This is a genomic window from Levilactobacillus suantsaii (genome assembly GCF_014069315.1).
GTDB classification, from domain to species: Bacteria; Bacillota; Bacilli; order Lactobacillales; family Lactobacillaceae; genus Levilactobacillus; species Levilactobacillus suantsaii.
In genome coordinates this window covers 1,049,054-1,074,950 of sequence record NZ_CP059603.1, presented here as the reverse complement: position 1 = coordinate 1,074,950, position 25,897 = coordinate 1,049,054, and the positions used below count along the sequence as shown (strand labels likewise).

Sequence of the window (25,897 nt, the reverse complement as noted above, 5' to 3'; positions counted from 1 at the left end):
TATCGACTGTCGTGGTATCTTTTGTGACATCTGCTATGATGTAAAACCTCCTTAAACCAACTCATGAAAAAATAATAGCTAAGACGTTGCGTTAAATACTGCGCAACCGATTACATAAGTCATTATGACACCGCTTTCATTATAACGCAACCGTTTGCACAAAACTTTTTCCTCGTTTCGGTGGCCCGGTCCAATTCTCGATTGGGCCGCCTGACAATTAAAAACACCACTCTGCCGGGCGATAACCCGTGACAAAATGGTGTCAAAACCGAATTTAACGGTCAAAAATAATTTATTTTTTTCGCGAAGACCGTGCAACAATGGCCCACACCAATCGTTAACCGATGGCGTACGGAATCCGAATCTGCCCCGGTGTTGGGGTGGCTAAGGGCTCGCGGTCGCTAAATAGCAACACGGTCGCCGCATTCCCCATCTTTTCGGGAAACAGGTCCACCGAATGCAGGTCCGCATCGGTCAACCCCGCTGGTAAGGAGCGGTTGAAGCTCACAATGGGAAAGTGGTTCACAGCAACCGTCTCACGCAGTAAGCGGTAAAACTCGATACCGTTAAAGTCATCCGTTGCCATGATACCGTCGATTTCGGGATGGCGCTTGATAAACGCTCGCACCCGGTTCAACTCCCCTAGCTTACAGGTTAGCGGGTTGACGTTGAAGCGTGCGGCAACGCGGGCGTACCCTTCGCGGCGCTGGTGTTCGTAGGCCCAATCGTGGTCGGACTCGACGAAGACTGGGTGCTTCACGTGGAGCTGATCCAACAAAAAGGTCGCCCCGCCGATACCAGCCTGGAGGTTGTCGTTATCCACGAACAGGTCGTTGTGTTGTTGGTCCGGTTGACCAATCGTGACGAACCGGAGATGTTGCTGGCGTAAGTAATCAGCGATGGGATCGTCTTCATGGGCGTAAAACAAGATGAAGCGCTTAATCTTACCTTGAGCGACCATCGATTGCACGTTCTTGAGTAGCTCGTCGGCGGTCGCACTGATGGCGACTGACAAGACGTAGTGGCGCTGGACCAATTGAGCGTTGATTCCCCGTAAGAGGTCGATATAAAACGGATTTTCGGGAACGGTGTGGGCCGTCGTCGGGAACACGACCCCGACGGCATTGGCCTCCCCCGCCGTTAAATTTTTGGCGTTATAGTTGGGCAAATAGCCCTCCGCGGCGGCTAATTTCTGGATACGTTCGCGCGTCGCTTGACTGATACGTAGATTATTATTAAGCGCGCGTGAAGCGGTGGAAACGGAGACCCCAGCTTTAGCGGCGATATCACGGATAGTTAACATAAGAAAGCTCCTTAGACCTGTACCAATTTCGATTTAACTTGATCAACAAAGCTTACCATATTAAAAAAATTCTGCAAACCGTTGCACAAGGGCTAAGGCGCAGAATTATGTAGATTTAAAGGCGCATTTTAGGCAGTACAGCGGATTATCCCACATACGTGGGGAATACATTAAACAAATCACGCCAGACCGGCATTCTAAAAATCGGAAATCATTGTTTTTGATTAACTTGTCATTTTCAAATCCTGTTCCAAATGTAAAAAACAGTATACTCCTACTTCAATTCTTCAATCGGAACCCTCATCCATCAAAAAAAGGTCAACCCTGGCGTCCTAGTTTGTCACCAGCATGCCATATTGATCAACCTGACAGTTACTTAGTCTTAATTGTACTATTCTTTTTACATGTTTCACTTATGGCTTCATCAACCTTTAGCCACGGTCAGGTATCCTGAACTTAGGTTCCTTATAGGTGTCATTTGATGACTTCATCAACCCGGCAACGTGATCGGTTTTTGCGTGAAGGTGTTCCTTATAAGTGTCATTTGATGACTTCATCAACCACGGATGCAGAATTCGACCGCGCCTAACGGGTTCCTTATAGGTGTCATTTGATGACTTCATCAACCTGACAGGCCGTTTTCATCTGCGTATTGCAGGTTCCTTATAGGTGTCATTTGATGACTTCATCAACCTATTAAACATCTACACTTCCTGCCAGCAACAACGCTTGTAAACCGCTCACCAGCAGTATATAGAGGCGTCAGTTTCATAAACAGGCTATCCCCGCCAGGACAGACGGTTAAAATGTATAATTAGATTTTTTCTAATCCCTTTTTTAGAATATTTTTAGCTGCATTTATATCTCGATCATGAATTGTGCCACATTTAGGACACTGCCATTCACGAACGGCTAAGTTCTTCGTCTCTTTATTTTGATAGCCACACACACAACAGATTTGAGAAGAGGGATAGAAACGATCAATTTCAATTACTTTCCGTCCATAGAATTCTGATTTATAAACAAGCTCTCGCTTAAACTCATTAAATCCCTCTTCTTCGATACTTTTTGCGAGTTTATGGTTAGAAACCATTCCCTTTACATTCAGGTTTTCAATAGCAATAACATAATTATTTTTTATTAAGTCGGTCGAAGTTTGCTGTACAAAAGCGCGTCGTTGCCTTGCAATTCTTGCGTGTAATTTTCGTAATTTCATATTGGCCTTACGATAATTATTACTTCCTCTCTGCATACGATCACGCTTCCGCTGTAGCTTAATTAGTTTCTGCTCCTGATTTTTTAAAAAATGCTTATTTTTTATTTTTATTCCGTTACTCAACGTAGCAAAATACTTAATTCCAACGTCTACCCCGACACGGTTAGCCGACCTCTCCTTTAAATTAAGAAAATAACCATCCGGCAGTTCTACTGATATAGATATATAATATCTATCAATGCGATCAGCACTAATAATTCCAGATTTTATCTTCCCACTTTTTGGAATTGGCCTATGATTAATAACTTTTACCCACCCAATTTTTGGTAATTTCACTAACCCTTTTTTCTCATTTAAAGCCAAATTTCCTTCTTCTATTGGCGAGTTCTTGTAACTAGAAGCTCTATAAGTCGTATACGTTAGGGCACTATGCGCTAAGCTTTTAAATTTAGGGTAACCTATCTTTCGATGTTTTTTCAATCCCCTAAAGAAATTTTTGAAAGCCTGATCTAAATGCCTTTTACTATAAGCAAGAGCATTTGCATCGCACCCTTTTAAAAAAGCATACTTAGGATCATCCTTAATTTGTTTTACTGTCAACGTCGATGATTTTTTGTACGACGAATTTACAATTGAAGTGCAACAAGTAAGAAAATAAAAATAGACTCCTAGCCTGAGTCCTGTAGAATGAAGTCACCATAACAATCATCTAAAGGAGTTCTTAGGCTATGAGTCCATATACACATCTTACCTTAAAAGACCGCGAATGCATACTGTTAGGTGTAACTTTACACCATACTTACCAGGTTATTGCCAATCAAATCGGTTGTTCCAAAGCCACTGTGTCACGAGAAATTAAACGCAACGGCGGTCGGGGCGCCTATTCCGCCGTAAAAGCCCAGCAGAACTATCAACAGCGCCGATTAAAGAGTCGCCGCCTCAGGGTACTGGAGAATTTAAAGCTACGCGACTTTGTCCTTCACTGCATTCTTCAACGACAATGGTCACCCGAGCAAATCGCCGGTCGTTTATCTTTAGAGACCAGTAATTGGCATATCAGCTACAACACGATTTATCGCGGAATTGAACGAAATAATTTAGGCGTTAAACGTAAAAGTCATGGGGCTCGAGGATTCGCTCGAAAGTTACGACATCGTGGGAAAACTCGTAAGGTTAAAGGAACTGTCAACGAACGACGTGGCCGTTTTAATAATGTCCCATCAGTCCATGAACGACCAGTCTCATGTGAGAATCGGACTCGTTTTGGCCATTGGGAAGGCGATACCGTTCGCGGCAAGGTCGGGCGTTCGGGTTTAGTGTCACTGGTCGACCGTAAGTCACGATACCTTCTGTCTGAGCGTGTACCCAAAGTGAATGCCAAGAATGTGACCCAAGCGATGATCGACCTCCTGCATACAGTCACACCTAAACGCGTTCGTACGCTTACACCAGACCGAGGTACAGAGTTTGCGGGTTATCGTGAAGTCGGTAAAGAGCTTGGTATCTCAGTCTATTTTCCAGACCCGCACGCACCACAACAACGTGGGACCAACGAAAATACCAATGGTCTCATCCGAGAGTATTTTCCCAAAGGAACTGACCTTGATGAACTGACCGATCAAGATATCGCGAAGTTTGTCAGGAATTTAAATAATCGCCCCCGTAAGGTCTTAGGCTGGAAGACACCATCTGAAGTTTTCTTCGGTAAAAAGTTACACTTGATTTGACAATTCGTCACTCTTTATAAATCCTATTATTGTCCTCGAGTAAGAGATTATATACTAACCTAGCACCATTAATATTTTGCCAAATTAGTTTTTCTTGCTCCTTATTTGGTTTTAATCTGAATTTAAACGCTACTATAAAGGCCACGTTATGCCTCCTTTAAGTAATCATCAAGCATATTACCATGTGCTTTATCACAGTTAACTTCAATTTTTATTCTCAATAATTACAACATCTTTCGTTTCCCTCTTTAATTTAAGGTATAGTTCCTTTTGATTCATTTATCAAAAAAAACGTCTTTAATTCCACTACTTTATGGTTGAAGCCACTATTCACAACTTCTAGTACCGCCACACCAGATCACTTTTAACAAAGCAATTACAAGTGTTTGTTAAGTTGATTTTATGTACCAGTCCCTTGTGCATCAAACTTACATACACGGGAAGAATACCCCACACCTGTGGGGACTACCTTGATGAGCATTTCAGTTGCCCGGTCCATCAAGAATCACCCTCACATACGTGGGGACTACTTGCTGGAACTATTGAGGCTGCGCAGCCTGCGAGAATCACCCTCACATACGTGGGGACTACAAGGGGGTACTATTGCATATGAGCCACAACCAGGAATCACCCTCACATACGTGGGGACTACACTAAACAAATCCCGTCAGACCGGCATTCTAAAAATCGGAAATCGCCGTTTTTGATTAACTCGTTATTTTTAAACGGTGATTTCAAATGTTAAAAACAGTATACTCCTAACAACTTCTATTCTTCAATCAGAACCCTTACCCCATCAAAAAAGGCCAACCCCGGCATCCTAGTCTGTTCCTAGAATCCCGTACTGATCAGCCTGAGTCTTATTTAGTTTTAGTGGTCTTCGACTTTCCGTGATGACCACCACTAGGCGGTGTTAACGGAAGCGTGGTAATAAATCGAGTTCCTTTAGGGTGGTTATCCCGCACCGCAATCGAGCCGTGGTGCAAATCGACGATCCAGTGGGCAATCGACAACCCTAAGCCGTTGCCCCCAGTTTGGCGGGCCCGGGAGGTGTCAATTCGGTAAAAGCGGTCAAAGATACGCTGACGGTCCTTACCCTGAATACCGATACCTTGGTCAGCCACCACCAGTTGCCACCGCCGCGGCGTGATTTTATGTGCCGAAATCGTGATGGTACTGCCCTTAGGCGAGTACTTCAAGGCGTTATCAATCATAATATTCATCAATTGATGAATCAGGGCCTGGTCCAAAACTGCCTTGAACGGCATCACGGTCGCCAAGCGCAAGGTCTTCCCCTGGCTAGCCGCAATTTCCGTGTAGGGTTCCACCGTTGCGGCCAAGAACGCGGCGACCTTGGTGGGTTCAAAGTTCGTTTGGATACTATTGGAGTCCGAGCGGGCCAACGCCAGCAAGTCGTGGGTCAATTTTTGCAGGCGCTGACTTTCACTGTTGGCAATCGCGATGTTAGCTGCCTGGTCGATAATTTTATCGTTGGGCCGCGTCAACAGAAACTCCAACTTGTTTTGAATAATAGTCAACGGCGTTCGCAACTCGTGGGCGGCGTTGCCCACGAACTCAGTCTGCCGGCCCCAGGACCGCAGAATCGGTCGCATGGTCAGTCGTGACATCCAGACACTCATCGCGATTGACAGGACCCAGAAGACCCCCATGGTGATTAACATGACCTGGGTGAAGTTGCTCATCGCGGCCTTTTGGGGGTCGATATTTTCCATGATCAAGAGATACTTGCCGGCCACGGTCTTATCGGCGACCTTCTTCGGCGCCTTGACCAGTAGCGTACGGAAGTTATATTTCCCCGCTACCTGAATGGTCCGCAACTCGTTGACTTGTGAAGGATGGAGGGTAATATTTTTTAACGTGTCATAGCGCGAGCCCAGTTGCCCCTTGTTCGCCACTTTCCCGTTTTGATTATAGACCAGCGTGGTGGTCATAAAGGGGTGCTGCTGGGCGTTATGCTTGTACTGCGTTTTTTGGTTTACTTGATTTTTTTTGACCGGCATTTGGCGGGGTGGTCCCTGGAGTTGAGCCGTTTTTTCAACTTGTAGTGCCTGGTCGGTACTGGTCAGCATGGCGCGGCTGAACAGGATGAACACTATCACACCCAATAAGATGAAAATGATCGAAAACCCAATCAGACTGCTCCAAAACAGCTGCCACTGTTGGGAACGATTGACTTTATTGCTCATCGGGGGCCTCCACGATATACCCGGCGTTGCGAATCGTGCGAACGGACAAATCACTGCCCGCGCGTTTCAATTCCTTGCGCAGGTTACTCATGTAGACTTCCACCACGGACAGGCTGGTCTCAGAATCAAAGCCCCACAGCCGGTTGAAAATCTGTTCTTTGGTGATGATGGTCCCCGGATTGGCCGCAAGATACGCCAATAAGTCGAACTCGCGCCCCTTTAAAGTCAGGGGGTCACCATTATAGGTTGCGAGGTGCTTACTAGTGTTGATAGCCAGTTGCCCCAATTGGATCACGTCACTGTTATTCAAGTGACCCGTGCGTTTCAACAAGGCTTTCATCCGGGCAAGCAATTCTTCTCTGTGGAAGGGCTTGGTCACGTAATCGTCGGCCCCGTCATTGAAGCCGCGCAGCTTATCGGCAATCGTGTCCTTAGCTGTCAAAATCAACACCGGGGTGGCAATCCCCTGGTTGCGAATATGCAACAACAGGTCCAACCCACTTTCGCCGGGAAGCATTAGGTCCAAAATGATGGCGTCAAAGACGTCCTGATTGGCTAAAAATTCCCCCTGTTCCCCATCGTAAGCCGTCGTCGGTTCACAAATCGGTTTGATCAATTCCACGATGTCCGCGGCTAATTCACGTTCATCTTCCACAACTAATACTTTGGCAGTTGCACTCAACGGGCATTCCTCCTTATGATTACTGGCCCCGTGTTCTCATCGTTTCGAGGCCTTTTTGATTGATGGTTGGGACTGTTTTGTCCAGCCAACTTCCCCTGACCGGCTCTAATCCGTTAGTTTACCGGTTAAAGGATAACGGCACCTTAAGCCACTTTTTACTGCCCCGTGGTTTGCGGCTAATGCCGATTGATACGACTTGTTTAAAATTTGACCGAATCAGCCAGGGGCGCTTTGTCCCGGCTAGCCAGCGTGTTATGCTAAATAGTATCGAAGACTAGCTACCGCCCGTTGCCCCCGACTGCTTGCCTACTTCGCAGTACCGTCAAGAGCTTGCCGCAACGGGCCCGCTTTTTGAAAAATTATACGGAGGAGTTTGTCATGAAACAACATCGGGATACCCTCGCGGCTCTGAGAGTCAGTCGCTGGGTATATGGGGGCGCTTTTTTAGTCCCGTTCATTATTTTAGTGGTCACTTTCTGGGCCCTAAAAATCACCCCATTTGGGAACCAGAACTTTCTATTCAGCGATATGGGCGCACAGTACATCCCCATTTTGGAATACCTGCGCACCACCATCCTGCACGGTCAGTTCCACCTCTTTTCCCTTTCATTGGGCACCGGTAGTGGGCTACTACCACTGTTAGCCTACTACGTGATCAGCCCGTTCAATTTATTGATTTTCCTGTTTCCGGCGACCAATATGACCACGGCTTTAACTTGGATCATCATCTTAAAGATTAGCACGATTGGCCTGACGATGGCGATTTTTTTGCGCCACGCTTTTTTAAAAACTGGCTGGTCATTACTGCTGTTCTCCACCGCCTTTAGTCTCTGTGGCTTCGTTACCATGTACTTTTACGACATGATGTGGCTGGACGCCTTGATCCTCTTGCCGCTGGTCGCGTTAGGGCTCCACCGGTTGGTTAAGCACCACCACTTTGGGCTCTACACCATTAGTTTAGCCCTAACCATCTTTTCTAACTACTATATGGGCTACATGACTTGCCTGTTCTCGGTATTGTACTTTAGTTACCTGCTGGAGGAACATCAGGCTTCGGTCACCTCACTGACGACGGTCTGGCGCTTGCACCGGCCGGTCATTCGGCAGTTTTTGATTGGCTCCCTCTTAGCCGGGGGCATGACCATGATTGTCTTGATTCCCACGGGGTTAGGGATGCTGTTGACCGGTAAAAGCAACTTCTTTATCAAGAACTACTTGCCAACGCCCCAGTTCGGTCCCGAGATCTTAGCCCAGTTCGGCCCGGCCGGCAGTAACTACGCCAGTCACCTTTACCACACGCCGTCACTGTTCATGGGCACCTTGATGTTCCTGTTGCTCATCGTTTACTTCGTGTCGCCCCGGATTCTAGCCGTGGAAAAGAAGCGGACCATGTGGTTGCTGATTCTCATGGGACTGGGACTCTTTATCACTCTATTCAATACCATCTGGCACATGTTCCAGCAACCGGCCGGCTTTCCCTTTAGAAACGTCTACTTCTTCACGTTCTTCGCCATCGTGACGGCCTACCGCGCCTGGCAGACTCACCCGGCGCAGACCATGAACGACCCACAAAAGGTCCTGGCGTTGGTCTGGGGTGCGGGACTGCTGACCATCGGCTTCATCGCCGCGCGCACCTTACCGCAACTCTACTACCAGTTCGACCCATCGTTGAACAACCACCTCTACTTACAGAGTCAACCGGCTTTCAAGTTGTTATGGTTAGCGTTGGGCCTCCTGTTGCTCAATACCATGCTTCTGTTCATCAGTGAGTGGCGCCCGGTCCGCATCGGCCTCATGGGCGTCATCATCGCTTGTGAGCTCGGTGGGAGCTTCTTGGTCGGAACCCACGGCATCGATTTCGGGTCCCAGACCCAATTTGCCAAGGACTACCGCGCGAACCGTGCTCTGCTCAAACAGGTCGGTGCTAAAACCAACAGCTTACACCGCATCGACTATTTGCACTCGACCATTGGTAAGGCTTATCTGGGTGCCTACAACCACTACAACGACCCCCTGCTCCTGAACTATGCTGGCATTAGCGCGTATTCCTCCACGCTCAACGAGCAGTCACGGGTCTTCCAACACGACCTGGGTTACTTCAGCCCCAACGTCCGGCGTATCAGTGCCCAAGGCTACACCCACGTTACCGATACTTTGCTGGGGGTCAAGTACCGTTTGAACGCCTTTAAGACACCGCCAATCAACACCTTATCGACTTACGCCGGGATTGGCTTTGCCGTGCCCGCACAGGTCGCAGACCTCCAACTCGATGACCAAAACGCGTTAAACAACCAGCAACACGTCCTGGCCGCCATGGGGGCCCAGCCCAACACGCTGTCCCCCGCGGGCGTCATCAGTATGACGCAACACCGCGCCACGGCCAAGGACCTGGCACCGATTCCGGATAAAACCATGACCCACTCCCACCATGCAGGCCCAATGTACTATCAGACCGTCACGCTGCGCGTCACCGCAACGGGCCTCCTGCACGGATACTCGCCAGAAAACGGTGTCATCTACTCCAGTCTGCGAGTCAACGGACGAAAGGTCAAGCCGATGATCAACGCCGATGGTTTCCGTTACGTCTTCAGTCTGGGCCAACACCGCAAGGGCAGTACCGTCAAGGTCAGTTACGTGACCCGCAAGCCGGACGCCGGTTACCATAACCAGTTTGTCTCCTTGAACCAGAAGGCCTACCACCGTTTCACCAAACACCTGGCCAAACACCGCTTGAAGTTATCTGCTAAGAGTGGCGTGTCCTGGATCTCAGGGACCGTGACCGGTACAGCACAGCGTAACCTGCTGTACGTCGCCATTCCGAAGACGCCGGGATGGTCCGCAACGGTCAACGGTAAACCCGTGGCCATCAAATCGGCGATGCACGCCCAATCGGTCATCCCCGTGGTCAAAAACTATCCGGGCATGATCGGAGTGCCCATCAAGCCCGGCACCAACCACGTCACTTTGGTCTACAAGACCCCAGGACTCAAGTTAGGCGCCGTCATCAGTCTCGTGTCCCTATTGCTCTTTGGTGCGCTGTGGTTTTTAGCGGAGGGGCAACGTCCATTAAAAGCCCACCACGCAGCAAAGCGTCATTAATTGAATCTAGGCCTAAGCAAAAAGACAGCTAACGTCAAAATACGTTAGCTGTCTTTTTTCAATCTGACCCTATCGGCAATAACACCCCAATAACCAGCCAGACAATCCCAATCATGACCCCAAGTGGGTCGCTGGTGAAAATTCCTGCGATTCGCAATCCCCAATCGCCTAGCAGGAAAATCACGCCCACCCAAAAGGGCCAGTTTCGGTAAAACTTCGGGTTAAAACTCAGTCGCATCGCAATTCCCCCTGCTCCTCTGAGCCAAAACGCCCCACCGTTTTGTTCATGACCTAATTTCCCCTGAATCTGTTAACAGACTTATTTTACCACGTTAATCAATTTTACCAACACTTAAACTCGACGTTCATCCGCAAAAAAGGCGCACCGCTAGGCCCGCCTTGATTTGCTATAATTTATTTAATCGTGACTCATGGGCCGGACCTTCGAGCGATCCTTTTGGTTGCGGGTCACGTGATTCATGGTCCAGCGTAACAGGAATGGTGCGACCAACGTGGCCAGGATAATCGCCGCCACGACCGCCGAGTACTGCACCGGCGACATCAACTTAGCCGAGTAGACGATTTGGGCGATAATCATCACCCCGGGAGACCATCCCGGCCCCCACGGCGGCGGAACTGCCCCACGAGAAGCCGGCGAGTTTAGCCCCGCCGCCGGCCCCGACCAGCTTACTAGCAATGGCCACGACCGTTAAGAGCACGATGAAGCCCAGTTGCTTACTCAAGCCGTCGAAGTCCATGTTGAGCCCGATACTGACGAAGAAGACCGGGATAAAGACCGCGTAACCCACGGGCTCGATATGCCGGTCGACCGTCAACTTCGCCGGCGTCTGGGAAACGGCGATTCCGGCAAAGAAAGCCCCCACCACGTCGCTCAAGCCAACCAATTCGGCCACGTAAGCCATCCCGAAGCACAGGATCATGGCCATCAACGCCTGCCCCATCGGGATCAACAAGCGGTCCCCAATTTTAGCCATGTACGGCGCAATCCAACGGACCACGAAGTAGATGGCCGCAAAGTAGATAACTTGTAAGATGGTCGTCACGAGCCGATTGCCCGACACCCCGCTAGAGACCGAGGTCCCCGTCGTCGAGATAACGACACTCAAGATGATCACCGCTAACACGTCGTCGACCACCGCGGCACCTAAAACGGTCGTCCCTTCACGACTGCTTAAAGCGTTCATTTCCTTTAAGACTTCCACGGAGATGGAGACCGACGTGGCCGCGAAGATGATACTTAAGAACAAACTTTCATTGAACGGCAAGTGGTACAGTTCGCCGATGGCAAAGGTCCCCAAGACCGGTACGATGACCCCTAAGACGGCGACCAGGATGCTGGGCTTTAAATAGCGTTTCAATAATTGCAGGTCACTTTCCAGCCCGGCGATAAACATCAAGACGATGACCCCGATCTCGGCAAAGCTGTCCAAATTATGCGTCAGGTGCAACCACCCCAGCATGGCTGGCCCCAAGACAATCCCCACAATCAGTTGGCCAATCACCGCGGGAATCCCGATGCGGGTACTATAGTGCCCCACAATCGTGGTGGCTAATAAGATTAGTGTTAAGTTCCCTAATAATTCCATAAATCCTCCTTCAAGCGCAAAAAAAGCGCCTACTTCCCCGTACCATCCACCCAACCCAAGGCAGACCGAATTCTTGAAAAGCAGTCGCTTCAACCAATTTCTTAATTTTTCCTTAGTATATCGACTTTTCACAAACAGCGCAACCTTTGCGACTTTTCTAACTGGTCGCTCGCGAAATCTTAACTACCCGTGGCCGGCCAATCGTGTTAAACTAATAACGATTAATGAGATTGTGAGGTGACGCGGATGAAGTGGGTCGAAGCAAACATCGTCGTAATTTTCTGGTCAGTTATCTTTGGGGAAATCATCGGATACGTTGGAAAGTCCCTGGAACAGATGCCTTACCAACCCCTCCAATTGGGGATTACGATGGCTGTCGTGGCCGTCATTGCGGTTAATGGAATCGCGTTATTAGGTCGTAGCGACAAGAAGTCTGCAAAGAACTAACTCGTTCGCCGCTGCTCAACGGCAACGTTGAACAACTCCGGATTTTAAAAACGGGCCTGGATTCGTTCCAGGTCCTTTTTAGTGCGCGGACCACCTCGTGAAAGGAAGTCCTCACTTGCAAATCGGTCAACTGACCACCCAAATCATTTTGATGTTCGGTCTAATGTTGATTGGGGTCCTGATCAATAAGTGTCATCTGATGCACGCCCAAACGGCTAACGACCTGACTAACATCTTGCTCTACGTGGTGTCGCCCTGTCTGATCATCGGGGCCTTCGAGCAACCCTTCTCGGGGTCGCGGATACACCAATTCCTCCTGGCCGCGTTAGGGACCTTCGTCTGGTACCTCATCGTGACTTTGCTTGCGCGCCTGATTTTCGGGCACTTGCATGACCCGAACCTGCGGCGCATCACCCAGTACGGCAGTATCTATTCTAACGCTGGTTTCATGGGTATCCCGCTAATCAGCGCGTTGTTCGGGAGCACTGGCGTCTTCTACGCGGTCGTGGCCTTAGCCGGCTTCAACCTGTTCAGTTGGACCTTAGGCGTGCGGCTCTTTCACACCCCCGCGACCCATCAGGCCCGTCAAGTCCTGCTCAACCCCAACATTATCGCTATCGTTGTGGGCCTTTTGCTCTTCTTGAGCGGCTGGCACTTACCGGGGACGCTCAACCACATCGTCACGGCGGTCGGTTCCGTCAACACGCCATTATCGATGATTGTCATCGGCAACAGCCTGGCCCAAATCACCTTCAGTAAACAAATGTTGAACCCTTGGCTGGGGTTGACGCTTCTTTTCCGGAACCTAGTCTTTCCCCTCTTGGGGGCAGGGCTATTGACCCTGTTAGGCGTGAGCGGCATCGCCTACACCACCACGCTGATCATGATTGCCTGTCCCGTCGCTGGCGTCGTGGTCCTGTTCACCTTACAGATTCACGCGGATGCGGCGCCAGCCATTGCGGTGATGAGTCTATCGACGTTGCTCAGTTTACTAACCATTCCGTTGGTGGTCGCGTTAGCCACTTAGAAAACTTTAGACGTTAAAATGGTGCTCCCCGTAATCTGGGGGGCACCATTTTAATGTCTAATCCGGCGCATTCGGATCGACCGGTCGTCCGGCCGCCCGAATTTGATTTTTCAGGGCGTTCATGTCGTGGTCCAACTCGTGGACCAACTGCGCTTTCTCCAAGAGCTGGCGTTTTAACGCTGCCTGGTTACGTAACTGCTTCTTATAGTTCAATTCATGTTCCAGCGAGGCCCAGAAGTTCATCGCAATCGTGCGGATTTGGACTTCCACCTTCACCTGAACCGTCCCCGCCGCTAAAAAGACCGGCACCGCCAAAATTAGGTGTAAACTTCGATACCCATTGGGCTTGGGGTGGGTAATGTAGTCCTTGCGCCGGATGATTTTTAGGTCCGGTTGTTGGGCCAACCGCTGTTCCATCGCCTGAATATCATCTTCGAAGCGGACGATGACCCGAATCCCCGCGATATCGTGCATGTCGTGCGGTAACGTCGCTAAGTTGAAGTCAAAGTGCTTGCGTTGGGCCTTTTCCAAGATACTTTCTGGCGACTTGATCCGCGATTGCAGACTATCCACCAGGCTATGCCCATTTTGAATCTGGTACTCCTGATCCAGGTAACGAATCTTAGTCCGCATGACCTGAATCGCACTGCGGTAATTCAACATTAATTGCCGAAATTGATCGATGGCCTGCAGTGACGTGGGGTCGTTCACGAACGTCGCTGGCAGGTTCCGGTCAGGGGTTTCCTTAGTCATGAAAAAATCTCCCGTGCTCGTTGCGGCTCCGCTTCACGCGGTCGCACAACGAAAAAGTTCAATCGTGACGTCACGTTGCTAGACGTCGTTTCCTCCTCTATCATACGGGGAAACCTCCGCAATTGTAACTAATTTGACAGCTGAGGCTAGTAAAGATGATGAGATTACTAGGAAAGTCACTAAATCGCCCGGCGATTCGCTAACCTGCTATCCTAAAACCGTCAGCTAAAACTGACCACATTGGGTCTCCGCACGATGATTTACGTTAGTTAATAACGGCACTTAAAACTGGTACCAACGACCAGTCCCCTTTTACTAGTGAGTTCCATGGATACACTTCCCGAGCCAATTACGGAGGCCCTGTGCGATTTTTATGTTGGGGGGTCATTTTTGTGATACAAAATCAAGTTCCCACTTCGCCAAAATCTACCGCACCGCCAACGGTCGCTTCGCCCCAGTTGATCTCACAACCTTGGCAACCATCTGCCAAGACTCTGGCGGCCCACTACCACACGAATCCCCAGACTGGACTGACTACCCAACTGGCTCGTGACCGGTTAAAACAGTTGGGACGCAATGAATTAACCACTAAAAAACAGTCGCGGTTCATTCAATTCATCAAACAGTTCAACAACAGCATCATCTATATTCTGACCGCCGCGGCCGTTTTAACCTTTCTGATGCACCGCTACTCGGACTTCATCGTTATCGGCCTGGTCATTATCGCCAACGCCATCATCGGCTACGTCCAGGAACGCCAAGCGGGCAATGCCCTTGAACGGATTCGTGAGCTATTGATTTCCAAAAACATCGTCATCCGGGACGGGGTCAAACGCGAGATTGACGCCCGTGATTTGGTCGTGGGCGACTTAGTGGTCCTCGAAGCCGGTGACGCGGTCCCTGCCGACCTGCGTTTAGTCGCCGCCGATAACCTAAGCATCCAGGAATCTATCTTGACCGGAGAAACCAACCCGGTCGCTAAACAGGCCAAACCACTACCGGCCAACAACTTACCACTAGCCGAGCAGCGTAACTTGGCTTTCGCCTCGACCGCCGTCACCAACGGCTCCGGCCGTGGCATCGTGCTGGCGGTGGCGGATGCGACCCAAATCGGTCAGATTCAGGGGGCCGTCGAAACCGTCCAGCCCAAGCCCACCCCGTTGATGCAAAACCTGAACAGTTTGGGTGTCAGCCTATCTGTGGCCATCGCGGTCATCACCATGGTCGTGGGCTCGATGCCCGAAGGTCTGCCCGCCAGCACCTCGGTGGTCCTCGCTATGGGGACCCGCAAGATGACCAGGCAAAACGTTATCGTGAAAACTTTACCGGCCGTCGAAACGCTGGGCGCCGTCGACATCGTCAACACCGACAAGACCGGCACGTTGACCAAAAATGAAATGACGGTCACCAAGGTCGTGACCCCGGAACACGCCTTTACGGTCACCGGGGTCGGCTACGACGACAACGGCCACATTTCGTTTGACGGCGATTTGGAACTGGCCCACCAAAAGTATTCCTGGCAGCACGACCACGCGATGCGCCGCTTACTACGTATCGCCGGACAGACTACCGACGCGCAGTTGCACTTCGACCACCAGAATTGGCAGTTGACCGGTGAACCGACTGACGGCGCACTGACCACGCTGTACCGTAAATTGACGGGCCACGACCCCGTGGTCCACGCACTCGACGCGTTGCCGTTTGATTCGGCCAACCGCTTTTCGGCCCGCCTGGTTGAACAGGACGACCAGCACGTTTTGATGGTCAAGGGCGCCCCGACTAGTCTCTTACAATTGACCACGGCGGACACCGCCACCGATTATTGGCGCGCCCAGCTCCACCGATTGACCACCAGTGGCTTACGGGGCGTGGCCTTAGCCGAACGGCGCGTTGACCCCAGCGTGACCCGTATCACACCGGACTTGATTCGCCAGCTGACTCTGGTGGGGTTGGTCGGCATCATCGATTCACCGCGCGAGGAAGCCACCACGGCCATCGCCGATTTGCGACGTGCCGGCGTCCAGGTCAAAATGATCACCGGTGACCACCCCGATACGGCCGTCGCCATTGCCCAAAAACTGCGTTTGGCCGACCACGTCCGGGCATTGACCGGCCCCGAGATGGACGCGTTAAGTGACGCCCAATTGGCTGCCGTTATCGATAACTATAACGTCTTCGCCCGCACTACCCCGGCCAACAAGCTCCGCATCGTGCAGGCCCAACAGGCCAATCACCACGTCGTTTCCATGACCGGAGATGGCGTGAACGATGCGCCGGCTTTAAAGCAGGCCGACATCGGGGTCGCTATGGGCATCAAGGGGACCGAAGTCGCCAAGGAGGCCGCCGACATGGTCTTAGTCGACGATGACTTTACCGACATCGTCGCCGCCGTTTTCGAGGGCCGGCACGTCTTCGATAATATCCGTAAGACTATCCGGTTCCTATTGCCGACCAGTTTTGCCGAAGGACTAGTGGTCATCTTAAGCATCTTGCTGGGCCAGCAACTGCCCCTCTATCCGGCCCAGTTGCTGTGGATCAACATGGTCTCGGCACTGACCATCCAGTTCGCTTTCATCTTTGAACCCGCCGCCGACACCATCATGACCCGCGGCCCCCGAGACGTTCGTCGCGGTTTACTATCCAAACTCGATACCTTCGAAATCACCTACGTGGCACTTTTGATTTCTGGGCTAGGCATTGGGGTTTTCGACTACCTGACCCGCCTGGGCTTGCCCGTCGTCATTGGCAGTACCATGACCTTGAACGTCATCATCTTCGGCAAGATTTTCTACCTGTTCAACTTGAGAAACGACCATCCGGTCATCTCCAGATACTTTTTCCAAAATCAGATGGCCTTTTATATCGTCGGCTTATTAATTCTCTTACAGTTAGGCATCATTTATCTGCCCGCCATGCAACTGATCTTCAACACCACCAGCATCGCCTTTTGGGACGGCTGGGGGATTCCACTACTAGCGGGGACCGTGGTGCTTGTGGTCACCGAAATCGGTAAGGCTATCCGGTTCCACGTGTTACCCAAGTTCAAGCGTTAGGACACAAAAAGGACGCGAAATCTAGCGCGTCCTTTTTGTGTGTTATCACAATCCTAATAATCATTGTGCTTATTTGTCGTAAATCCCAATCACTAACGCAATCATCAAAATAATCAAAACGGTCGTCGTGATGGCCACGTAAAGGTGATCCTTTTCCCGATAGAAAGCATAAATGGAGACGACCACCCGTAAAACGGGGGTCAGAATCAAACAATAAATGCCTAACATCATAATCGCAAAGGACTTCAGGTGCCAAGTCCCCACTAGAATCGCCCCAAACTGTAGTGGCAGGGTATCGCCGGGATACCCCGACTGACCAGTAGCGAGGAAGAGGATGAGGCCAATCGCCATCACGATGGCGGAAAAGATGACCCCGATTTGTAAAATGCGCCCGATGACGGTCTCGACTTGCGCCATTTCTTTGGCGGTTGCTGGTTTATCTGCCATTAGAAGTGAACCCCCAATCCCTTAAAGAGCATCTGACCACCGATGTACAGAAGCACCGGAATGAAGACGATGCGAATCCAGCGTGACGGCAGGATCTGCATAATACGCGACCCTAGCGCCGCACCAATCAGGATGCCCAACGCCATCGGGACGGCGATCGTGGGTAAAATCGAACCGTTGAAGAAGTACACCGTTGCACTAGCCGCGGCGGTGACCCCCATCATCAAGTTCGACGTCGAGCTGGACGGTTTCAAGGGCATCTTCATGAAAGTATCCATCGCCATCACTTTGAAGGCCCCTGACCCGATACCCAATAACCCACTCGCCACGCCGGCCCCAAACATTACGGAAAAGCCGGCCGGCACGTTTTCGACCTGGTAGTCCACGTCCTTCATCTCTACTTTATCGTAATAACTGCCGTTGAGCTTGAGCTTCGCGGCAATCTTATCGGGTTCTACCCGTTGTAAGACTTCCTGGCCACGGCGCAACTTGCGGTACATGTTCCAACTGGAAAAGACCAGCAAGCACCCAAACAACAGGTACAGATACTTCGGATCTAAGACCCCGGTCAATAAGGCCCCAACGATAGCGCCAATCGTGGTCGCAATCTCCAAAAACATGGCGACCCGCAGGTTCAACACGTTATCGCGCAAGTACGCGATTGTCGACCCCGAACTGGTCGCGATGACCGCAATGATGCTGGCCCCAATCGCATATTTAATATTTAAGCCCATCCCCAGGGTCAAGATTGGCGTGATGATCATCCCACCACCGATGCCCAAGATGGCGCCGGCAATGCCGGCAAACACGCCCACGCCAAGCATGAGCAATGCAGTTTCTCCCATGAGTTAACCCCTCCATCATTTCGTCTGATTATAACTTTGATTATCGGCTTTTCCGTCCGCAGGGGCAAGTCTCGGCCCCCAACTTACTTGTGATGACCGCACAAACCCCAACTAGCCGTAATGAGCCGGTAGTCTGGCGCCAAAATGGAATCTTATCGGTCCATGACTTACGCTTACCGCTAGTTTGTGCGTGGCCATTCAATCTTTCCCGCCACCGGATTGGTAATTTACCGGTATCCCCGAACCCGTAAAAATCCTGCCACTATGCCCCATCCCGGTCACTCCAACACAACGGGGGTGCCATACTTTTATCGTATGGCACCCCCGTTAAATTGGTCTGTCTTTTTAAGTCACCGTGGCGTCAATAACTGTCGATGAACCGCTGAAGGAGCGGACTGATCGGAACTGCCTCCGGCCACACCAACTTAAGCGTAGTCTGCCAGGCATGATAGCGAATCACCCGGACCGCGGTCTTTTCCGTAGGCTCCTGTTCGGCCACGGACTGTGGCACCAACGCCACTCCGAGTTGCGCGTTGGCCCACTGGACCGCAGTGCGGGCATCATCACAGGTACAGGCGATAAATGGTGTAAGGTCGTGCTTGGCAAAGGTGGCCTGAAACTGCCGAGCAAAGCGGCGGTAAATAATCAGGGGTAAGGGTTGCAACGCCTCGAGTCGCAACGTGTTCCCCGCAACGTAGTCGTATTTTGGTGGCACGACCGCCACCATTGGTTCGGTCGCGAGTGGCTTGACGGTCAGCTGAGCCGCGTTAAACGGCGTCCGCACGATGGCCACGTCCAGTTGGTGGTGCGCTAATTGGTCCAGTAAGACATAGGTGTTAGCTTCGACCAACTTGAGTTGGACTTGCGGGTAATGGCGGGTCAACGTCCGTAACTTAGCGTTAGGGGTGGCGCCAATCGACGAAGAGGTCACCCCGATCGTCAAGACACCGGCAATCCCCTGCCCCAAACCCCGGACTTCGGTGGTCGCTTAGTCCCGTAAATCGATCAACTGCTGAGCATAGTCGCGCAACCGTTCACCGGCCGGAGTTAGGCTCACGCCGCTGGCCGCGCGACGCAGGAGTTGCACCCCCAGTTCCGATTCAAGTTGCTTCAATTGATAACTCAGAGGTGGTTGCGCCATATGGAGTTGTTTGGCGGCCGCGGTGATTTGCCCCACGTTAGCCACCATCAAAAAATAATCAAGTTGGCGAAATGTCATGCTGACCGCCTTTCCGTCCGGAAAATGCCGGACTCGTGTGCCACAGTTTAGGGGGTCTCGCCCCCGCCATCGATCTCACGGGTCGCCACGGTCGGCGTGATGGTCCGCCGCTTCTTGGTCGGTGCCCGACTTGGGACGTTTTCTTTCAGCAAGTATTGCCGAATCAGCAGCACGATTTGCTTATTTTGCGGCAAATCCGAGTGCGTGGTATCATCGCCCGTCACGGTGATCTGGGTGTAGTGCGCGACGTGGTTTTGAAAGAGATACTTCCCCTGGTTGACGCTGTTGGCGGGTACCGTCCCGTCACTGGAATAGTTTTCCGTGCCGGCGACCGAATAAACGACCAACTTTTTCGGCAACCGGGTCCGCCCGGCGATGAGTTCTTTGAGCATCGCCGTGCGTTCGGTCGTACTGTTTGATTCCATGTTATACGGTGTTGCAATCGTCATCAAGCGGTCGATGGTCACGGATTTGAGTTGTTGTTCGTTTTGTTCCAAAAAGAGGCTCAAAATCAGGCCGCCGTTGGAGTGGCCCAACGCCGAAAAGTGATTGAAATGGTACGGCTTGACCAGGTCCTTAAAGGCGATGGCTAACCACTTAGCCTGTTTATTGATATTAACGTAGCCGTCCCGGTTATTGTCAAAGGCAATCACGATAAAGGGGTGGTTATCGCCCCGTTTAATGGCACCCGTATAGGATAAGTGCCCGTTGGTCGCCACCTTGACCTTCAACACGCTGTGGGCCGTTTTGGTCTCTTCTCGCAACTGGGTGATCAAGGTGTCAAAGCGGTCCTGACTGGCGCTGGAGCCCGGAACCATGATGGTCGGATCCAGTGGGGTCCGGTAAGCCGACTTGTAGTGGGTGATTTTTTGGCGCATCCACGCGGTGCTCGGAAAAAAGATGGCCGCCACCACGACCACCACGATGGCGGCCAGGATTACCTTACGTTTCATCAGCGTCATCTCCTTCGACCCGGTTCAAGAGCTTGATGAACGGCCAATAAATCGCCACGGAGACCGCTAGGCAAACCAGACTAAGTAGCAAAGCGCGCCAGTCGCCGCCGGTCCCCAAGTACGCCATAAGGGGTCCCGGCGTGGTCCGCGGCATCGGGTAGGCGATGGGGGGCACCAATTTCCAGGTGATGGCACACCAGGCCAAGACGATGTTGACGGCCGGCGCAACTAAGAACGGGACCAGCAATAACGGGTTGAACAGAACTGGTAGCCCCAACAACGTGGCGTTGTTCAGGTTGACCAGATTGGGCAAAAAGGTCTGCGTCGCCATCTGCCGGTCCCGCGGCCGACGCGACCCCAACCAGATGGCGATGATGAGGGCCAACGTCATGCCGGCCCCGCCAAAGTTGGCGTAAGCGTCACCCAGCGTGTGCAGGGTGATGGCATTCGGGGCGTGCCACACCGACCCATGTTGGACCGCGACGGCCAAGTTTTGCAATGACTTGACCGAGTTATTGCCAGACAACTCGACCGGCCCAATCAGGCCGAGCCACCACATCAGATTATTGAACGTGGTGACGGCAAGAATGCGGATCCCATAGTGGCCAGGGTTCATGATCAACGCCGTCGCCCCCGCGTAGACCAAGCCATTCAGACCACCGGGGTTCAGCGCACTCAATCCGTAGCCCACCGCAATGGTCACCACTAAGACCAGACTCAACCCCGCCCGGTCAGCGTCAACCGACTCACCCAAGCCCAGCGTCTGGTTCGCGTCACGAATTGGTGGGCCAACCACGCGACGCCCAGTCCCACGACGATAGCCAAAAAGATACCTTGAGGGCCCAAGTTGTTTTCGACGAACTGCCCCCCTGCTTCGGTCGCCGACTGCTGATTGAGCACCGTGTAGTTGAAGTTTAAAGTTAAAAAAGCGATAGTACTGACTAGGCCGACCGCTAACGCGTTGCATTTATAGGTCAACGCTAAAAAGTACCCGGTCGCAAAGGCCACGATGACGGCCACGATATTATTAATGGCCAGCCCCATGATTTGAAAAGCCTGTCGCCACAAAGCCACCTCCGGCAACCAGGTCCCGACATGGTAAATCTGAAAGAAAAAGCCGTTGGCTGCTAGCACACTGCTGCCCACCGCATCGATCAACGTCATCACTAAAATAAACGGGTACGTGATAATCAAGGCGCGGCGAATCACTTGCATCGCGCGCCAATCACTCACCACCTGATTCCACCGCCAAAGTGTGTGCATCCAAATTCCCCCAATTTGCTGACTACCTAGCCCCCATTATACGTGCTTCCAGCACGAGGCGGGCGTAGACGTCTTACAAATTTGTTTATACTAAAAATGACCGGTTCAAGCTAGTGCTCGTTTGAACCGGCCATTATGGGTCACCTACTGGTCTGGGCGGTCAGTTTACCAATCAAAATTGTTCCCCGTCAAGATCTCCGGCTGGTGATTACTCAATAGGTACGGCAGCCCCTGTTCGCTAAAGTCTAAGCCCTCAAATTCCCGGTGAGACGCAAAGCGAGTCCAGCGCACATCTGCGCTGGTCAACCGCCCGCGTCCCGCCAGCTTACTGATTGGTAAGCTGGCCACCGAATCGTCGGCCACCAAGTACAAGCGATTGTTATGCGGGTTATACCCCATACTTTGAATCCGGGTCCCCGGTCCATGGCGCAAAATTTGCTTGGTCAACCGAAACTTGACTTGTTGGTCGGTGATGGTGCCCTGATAAAGGTACGCCAACTCCCCGGCCGGACAAGACCAGAAATACGCCCGGCCTTGGCGGTCAAAGACTAGCACATGCCCACCAGGGACCGCGTAACTGCCCTCTTTTAGCCGGAAACGAATCTGGTGAGCCGGCTGTAAAGTCTGCGCATCGATGCGGTCGATGACGCCCCACTGATTGAGTGGAATCCGTGGCGCGTTCTTCTGGTCACACCACATGTACAGATGGTGGTCATGGGCGTTATACGCCAACGACTGGCCGTGCCCCGTGGTGAACAGTGGCCCAACCTGTATGGCTTGGCGCAACTTGATTTCCGCGGGATCATGGTCGGCCGCCGTGGTGTAGACGCGTTGGAGTTGCCGCGGCGTAGCGTGTTGGGCCGCCAGAGCTTGCTGGTCGAACCGGACGATGCGGCCTTGATTTTGCGTGTTGGTCGGGCAATAGATCACGTAGACGTACCGCCCAGCAACCGCCAAACTTTGCGGGTCGCCCCAGGCCTTGTGCTGGTACCCGGGATCAGGTAATAAATACTTGGTGGTGAACGTGATTGGCACCCCCGCCACCGATTGAATGGTGTCACTGCCGTGCGGGTCAGTCGAATGCGCGTAGGTCGCGGGAACGGGCACGTAGTGGACTTGCTGGTCATTCAACTGGCGCGTATTGCTTAATGATGTGTCGTATAGTGCCTCCGCGTCTTGGTGCACCACCGGCATCGCTTGAGCCGTTAATGTTCCGCCGCCAATGATTAGACCGGTTACAATACCGGTCAAAACTTGTTGCCAATGTCTCATCACAACTCCCCCTAACGCTAAACTGCTTAAACATCCCCCAATAGCGCCCACAGTATAGCGCCCAACGGCCAAAGTGTTGACCCCAAATACTACATTAAGGTATTTACCTTACAGCCCACAATTGGTATCCATTCTGATGCACAAAAAAAGCCCGAGACCAGGTCCCGAGCTTTTAATAATTGTGCATCATCTATTTATTTAGATAACCTCACGCGTGAAGGGGTCTTTGGAAATGCCCTTGTCGAGAATGTCGATGCACCATTCTTTAGCGGAGAAGAGACTGTGGTCACGGTAATTCCCACAGCTGTACTTGTCCGTGCCTTGAACGTCTTTCCATTCCGTATCGTAGGCAATCCGGTGAAGCGCCGTCTTTAAAGCCTTAGCCACTTCTTCGGTGGATTGTTCACCCCAAGTGATCAAGTGGAAGCCGGTCCGGCAACCAAATGGTGAGCAGTCGATGACGCCGTCCATCTCATCGCGTAAATAACCCGCTAATAAGTGTTCAATCGTGTGTAATCCCGCGGTTGGAATCGCATTCGTGTTGGGTTGAACGAGCCGTAAATCAAAGTTCGAAATCACGTCACCCTTGTGACCCGTTTCCCGCGTAATCAACCGAACATATGGCGCCTTAACGGCCGTGTGGTCTAACGTAAAACTTTCAACTTTTGCCATGTTTATGCCAACTCCCTTTGCTTAATAGTCAAATCGTACCCCTCTACTGTACACCAAATCTCGCTAAACCTCGAATCTTTTTTGGCCATGATCAACAGCGGGCAGAAAGGGAATTTTTTGGCCTAAGCATGTAGCCAATCACCCCCTGACCCGCCACAGTGTTTATACTAAACACAAGTTATCGGAGGGGGTCTTCACCATGACAAACGAAACGCCGTTGCCGCCACGACAACACCAATACCGTCGCCGACGTCATCGCTGGTGGCACTGGGTGCTGGGCCTATTATTTTTGGGCGCCATAGGGGCCGGCGTCTGGGGGTGGCACGCGTGGCACGTAGCGCGCCAAGAATTTTCTGCGACTTACCGGGCTTTGCCCAGTAAACCTAGTGACACTACATTGACCAGCGGCAAGCCCTTTGCGGTGCTCTTATTAGGTACCGACACTGGGGCGCTAGGCCGCCACGATGTTGGCCGAACGGACACCATGATCGTTGCGACCATCAACCCGCGTCAACAAACCGCTGAGCTGACCAGCATCCCGCGCGACACCTTAGTCAACATCTGGGGGAGCCAACAGGACGATGAAAAGATTAATGCTGCTTAACCGCTGTACGGGCCAGCGACCACCATCAAAACCGTGGAACATTTGGTCAACATCCCGATTCACTACTACGTCTTGTTGAACATGGGCGGGCTCGAAAAAATGATCAACGCCGTCCATGGCATCACGGTCACCCCACCGTTGACCTTCCATTATGAGCAAGCCAACGTGGTCAAGGGGAAGGCCATTCACTTAAACGGCGCCAGTGCACTAGCCTATTCACGGATGCGGGACGCCGATCCATTGGGCGATTACGGCCGACAAGCCCGTCAGCGTCAAATCATCAAAGCGTTGGTCTTAAAGGAGGCTAGCCTGCTGTCACTAACCCGTTACCAGACCGTCTTGACGTCGCTACAAAGTAATTTACAGACCAACTTGACCTTCCAGGACTTGGTCTGGCTGCGCACCAAGTACGGTCACACCAGTCTCCATATCGACTCACAAACGCTCCAAGGTCAACCGGACATCATCGACGGTATCGACTATCAGATTGCCCCATTGGCCACGATTCGTAAGCTTTCAGCCGATTTACGTCGGTCGTTGGGGTTGACCCCCACACCGACTTTTCAGACCGACGCTCTCGAACCAGCCGGCTTCTAACTTCAAATAATCAAAAACGTCGCGGTTACCCGTTTGAAGGGAACCGCGACGCTATTTGACTTCACTTAATCTGCTTGGCGAGTCTGCCAGATGTGCCAGCCGATAATCAGGATACTCAAATCCCCGATGACCGTGCCAATCGCAATCAGGATACTGCCAGTGGTCGTCACCATCAGTGCCGACGTCGGCGCGACCCGCGCCATCACGGCTAGCAAGATGGTAATCCACAAATCCGCCGTGAGGGCTGGTAACCAGGTCTCGGTGCGACGTTTCTTGGCCCACACGATCAAGGCCGTGACGATAACGGCAAAAGCCAGTAGGAAAACAGTCCCGCCCTTACGCGTCAGAAAAATCAATCCGGCCGTTGGGACCCAGCGGGCCGCAAGATTCAAGGCCACCAGCAAGACCAATACGATGATTCCCCAGCTGACGATCTGCCCTTTGAAGGCGAACTTCGGTGTCAGCCAGATACCGATTGCTAGAGCAACAATCAGTAACCCATACTGGACCGCTAGTAATGGCGCTTGTAACGGCACGGCCGGTAAGAAAGCCGTGGGTAATACGATGCCGATGGTCAACAGCAAAAACGGAAAACCCAAATCTGCCGTTAACCACCAGGGACGCGGCCACAACGTTGTCAGTAACGTCTCGACCGCATCTTCCGGTTCCCCACCAAAGAATTGACTGGCGGGTTCGTCCCGTTGTTGGGCGATCAAAAGCCCCGTTAATAAGTCGTGTAATTGTCGGTCACTGGTCCGCTTGGGCTGCTTGGCCAGCAAAGCCACCAGACGGTCCCAGTAGTCGCGGTTGCTTGCCGTGAGTTGGTCTCGCAAGGCCGCATTTTGTGTTGCGATGGCTGGATGTTTCGCCACTTCAGCCACTCCCTTCTCTAAAGCGTTCTGTT

22 protein-coding genes and 2 pseudogenes are annotated in these 25,897 nt (G+C 51.8%); 6 read left to right on the top strand and 18 right to left on the bottom strand.

Annotated elements, in window-relative coordinates:
- Nucleotides 1-337: 337 nt before the first annotated feature.
- On the bottom strand, nucleotides 338-1,303 hold the full coding sequence (locus tag H3M12_RS04940; protein ID WP_182151000.1) for a LacI family DNA-binding transcriptional regulator: 966 nt from the start codon (nucleotides 1,301-1,303) through the stop codon (nucleotides 338-340).
- 814 nt (nucleotides 1,304-2,117) lie between these two features.
- The gene (locus H3M12_RS04935) at nucleotides 2,118-3,152 is read right to left on the bottom strand and encodes an RNA-guided endonuclease TnpB family protein (protein ID WP_267905798.1); all 1,035 of its coding nucleotides are present in this window, start codon (nucleotides 3,150-3,152) and stop codon (nucleotides 2,118-2,120) included.
- Nucleotides 3,153-3,247: 95 nt separating this feature from the next.
- Between H3M12_RS04935 and H3M12_RS04930 the strand changes: the two genes are divergently transcribed.
- Complete coding sequence (locus H3M12_RS04930; RefSeq protein ID WP_182150575.1) at nucleotides 3,248-4,246, top strand: IS30 family transposase; 999 nt, start codon at nucleotides 3,248-3,250, stop codon at nucleotides 4,244-4,246.
- 7 nt (nucleotides 4,247-4,253) lie between these two features.
- Here the strand turns inward: H3M12_RS04930 and H3M12_RS13115 are convergent, their stop codons facing one another.
- The 3 genes from H3M12_RS13115 to H3M12_RS04915 form a co-directional block, all read right to left on the bottom strand.
- Nucleotides 4,254-4,391 (bottom strand): helix-turn-helix domain-containing protein, encoded by a 138-nt coding sequence (locus tag H3M12_RS13115; RefSeq protein WP_182150998.1) that lies wholly within the window; start codon nucleotides 4,389-4,391, stop codon nucleotides 4,254-4,256.
- Between the two features lie 715 nt (nucleotides 4,392-5,106).
- Nucleotides 5,107-6,453 carry a sensor histidine kinase gene (locus H3M12_RS04920; RefSeq protein ID WP_182150997.1) on the bottom strand — a complete coding sequence of 449 codons (1,347 nt, stop codon included), beginning with the start codon at nucleotides 6,451-6,453 and terminating at the stop codon, nucleotides 5,107-5,109.
- Nucleotides 6,443-7,135 carry a response regulator transcription factor gene (locus tag H3M12_RS04915; RefSeq protein WP_129032862.1) on the bottom strand — a complete coding sequence of 231 codons (693 nt, stop codon included), beginning with the start codon at nucleotides 7,133-7,135 and terminating at the stop codon, nucleotides 6,443-6,445. Before H3M12_RS04915 ends, H3M12_RS04920 begins: the two co-directional genes overlap by 11 nt.
- A gap of 378 nt (nucleotides 7,136-7,513) precedes the next feature.
- Here H3M12_RS04915 and H3M12_RS04910 point away from each other — a divergent pair, with 378 nt between their 5' ends.
- The gene (locus tag H3M12_RS04910; protein WP_129032863.1) at nucleotides 7,514-10,234 is read left to right on the top strand and encodes a YfhO family protein; all 2,721 of its coding nucleotides are present in this window, start codon (nucleotides 7,514-7,516) and stop codon (nucleotides 10,232-10,234) included.
- A 58-nt stretch (nucleotides 10,235-10,292) separates the two neighbouring features.
- On the opposite strand, the gene H3M12_RS04905 is transcribed toward H3M12_RS04910, so the two are convergent.
- Both H3M12_RS04905 and H3M12_RS04900 read right to left on the bottom strand, forming a co-directional pair.
- Nucleotides 10,293-10,472 (bottom strand): hypothetical protein, encoded by a 180-nt coding sequence (locus H3M12_RS04905; RefSeq protein ID WP_129032864.1) that lies wholly within the window; start codon nucleotides 10,470-10,472, stop codon nucleotides 10,293-10,295.
- Nucleotides 10,473-10,652: 180 nt separating this feature from the next.
- Nucleotides 10,653-11,841 (bottom strand): annotated as a pseudogene (locus H3M12_RS04900) (cation:proton antiporter).
- A gap of 246 nt (nucleotides 11,842-12,087) precedes the next feature.
- Here H3M12_RS04900 and H3M12_RS04895 point away from each other — a divergent pair.
- Nucleotides 12,088-12,288: a YjzD family protein gene (locus H3M12_RS04895; RefSeq protein ID WP_129032865.1), complete on the top strand. Its 201-nt coding sequence runs from the start codon at nucleotides 12,088-12,090 to the stop codon at nucleotides 12,286-12,288.
- A 115-nt stretch (nucleotides 12,289-12,403) separates the two neighbouring features.
- Complete coding sequence (locus H3M12_RS04890) at nucleotides 12,404-13,315, top strand: AEC family transporter (protein ID WP_182150996.1); 912 nt, start codon at nucleotides 12,404-12,406, stop codon at nucleotides 13,313-13,315.
- A 57-nt stretch (nucleotides 13,316-13,372) separates the two neighbouring features.
- On the opposite strand, the gene H3M12_RS04885 is transcribed toward H3M12_RS04890, so the two are convergent.
- Nucleotides 13,373-14,068, bottom strand: coding sequence for a GTP pyrophosphokinase (locus tag H3M12_RS04885; protein WP_129032867.1), 696 nt, complete (start codon nucleotides 14,066-14,068; stop codon nucleotides 13,373-13,375).
- A 458-nt stretch (nucleotides 14,069-14,526) separates the two neighbouring features.
- Here H3M12_RS04885 and H3M12_RS04880 point away from each other — a divergent pair, with 458 nt between their 5' ends.
- Nucleotides 14,527-17,121, top strand: a complete 2,595-nt coding sequence (locus tag H3M12_RS04880; protein ID WP_225423541.1) for an HAD-IC family P-type ATPase — start codon at nucleotides 14,527-14,529, stop codon at nucleotides 17,119-17,121.
- Nucleotides 17,122-17,190: 69 nt separating this feature from the next.
- On the opposite strand, the gene H3M12_RS04875 is transcribed toward H3M12_RS04880, so the two are convergent.
- From H3M12_RS04875 to H3M12_RS04845, 9 genes are all read right to left on the bottom strand, one after another.
- Nucleotides 17,191-17,568 carry a DUF1634 domain-containing protein gene (locus H3M12_RS04875; protein WP_129032869.1) on the bottom strand — a complete coding sequence of 126 codons (378 nt, stop codon included), beginning with the start codon at nucleotides 17,566-17,568 and terminating at the stop codon, nucleotides 17,191-17,193.
- Complete coding sequence (locus H3M12_RS04870; RefSeq protein ID WP_182150995.1) at nucleotides 17,568-18,413, bottom strand: sulfite exporter TauE/SafE family protein; 846 nt, start codon at nucleotides 18,411-18,413, stop codon at nucleotides 17,568-17,570. The genes H3M12_RS04875 and H3M12_RS04870 overlap by 1 nt, the downstream gene beginning before the upstream one ends.
- Before the next feature lie 361 nt (nucleotides 18,414-18,774).
- The gene (locus H3M12_RS04865; protein WP_225423537.1) at nucleotides 18,775-19,380 is read right to left on the bottom strand and encodes a LysR family transcriptional regulator substrate-binding protein; all 606 of its coding nucleotides are present in this window, start codon (nucleotides 19,378-19,380) and stop codon (nucleotides 18,775-18,777) included.
- A gap of 21 nt (nucleotides 19,381-19,401) precedes the next feature.
- Nucleotides 19,402-19,632, bottom strand: coding sequence for a LysR family transcriptional regulator (locus H3M12_RS12865; RefSeq protein ID WP_225423538.1), 231 nt, complete (start codon nucleotides 19,630-19,632; stop codon nucleotides 19,402-19,404).
- Between the two features lie 47 nt (nucleotides 19,633-19,679).
- The gene (locus tag H3M12_RS04860; RefSeq protein ID WP_129032871.1) at nucleotides 19,680-20,585 is read right to left on the bottom strand and encodes an alpha/beta hydrolase; all 906 of its coding nucleotides are present in this window, start codon (nucleotides 20,583-20,585) and stop codon (nucleotides 19,680-19,682) included.
- Nucleotides 20,575-21,339: a PTS transporter subunit EIIC gene (locus tag H3M12_RS04855; protein ID WP_267905795.1), complete on the bottom strand. Its 765-nt coding sequence runs from the start codon at nucleotides 21,337-21,339 to the stop codon at nucleotides 20,575-20,577. The genes H3M12_RS04860 and H3M12_RS04855 overlap by 11 nt, the downstream gene beginning before the upstream one ends.
- Entirely contained in the window at nucleotides 21,303-21,848 is a 546-nt protein-coding gene (locus H3M12_RS12990; RefSeq protein ID WP_267905794.1) for a PTS transporter subunit EIIC, read from the bottom strand. Before H3M12_RS12990 ends, H3M12_RS04855 begins: the two co-directional genes overlap by 37 nt.
- 165 nt (nucleotides 21,849-22,013) lie before the next feature.
- The gene (locus H3M12_RS04850; protein WP_182150994.1) at nucleotides 22,014-23,120 is read right to left on the bottom strand and encodes a hypothetical protein; all 1,107 of its coding nucleotides are present in this window, start codon (nucleotides 23,118-23,120) and stop codon (nucleotides 22,014-22,016) included.
- A 198-nt stretch (nucleotides 23,121-23,318) separates the two neighbouring features.
- Complete coding sequence (locus H3M12_RS04845) at nucleotides 23,319-23,792, bottom strand: S-ribosylhomocysteine lyase (RefSeq protein WP_129033092.1); 474 nt, start codon at nucleotides 23,790-23,792, stop codon at nucleotides 23,319-23,321.
- A 199-nt stretch (nucleotides 23,793-23,991) separates the two neighbouring features.
- Between H3M12_RS04845 and H3M12_RS04835 the strand changes: the two are divergent.
- Nucleotides 23,992-24,993, top strand: a pseudogene (locus H3M12_RS04835) (LCP family glycopolymer transferase).
- A 65-nt stretch (nucleotides 24,994-25,058) separates the two neighbouring features.
- On the opposite strand, the gene H3M12_RS04830 reads toward H3M12_RS04835, so the two are convergent.
- Entirely contained in the window at nucleotides 25,059-25,865 is an 807-nt protein-coding gene (locus H3M12_RS04830) for a hypothetical protein (protein ID WP_129033095.1), read from the bottom strand.
- Nucleotides 25,866-25,897: the final 32 nt, after the last annotated feature.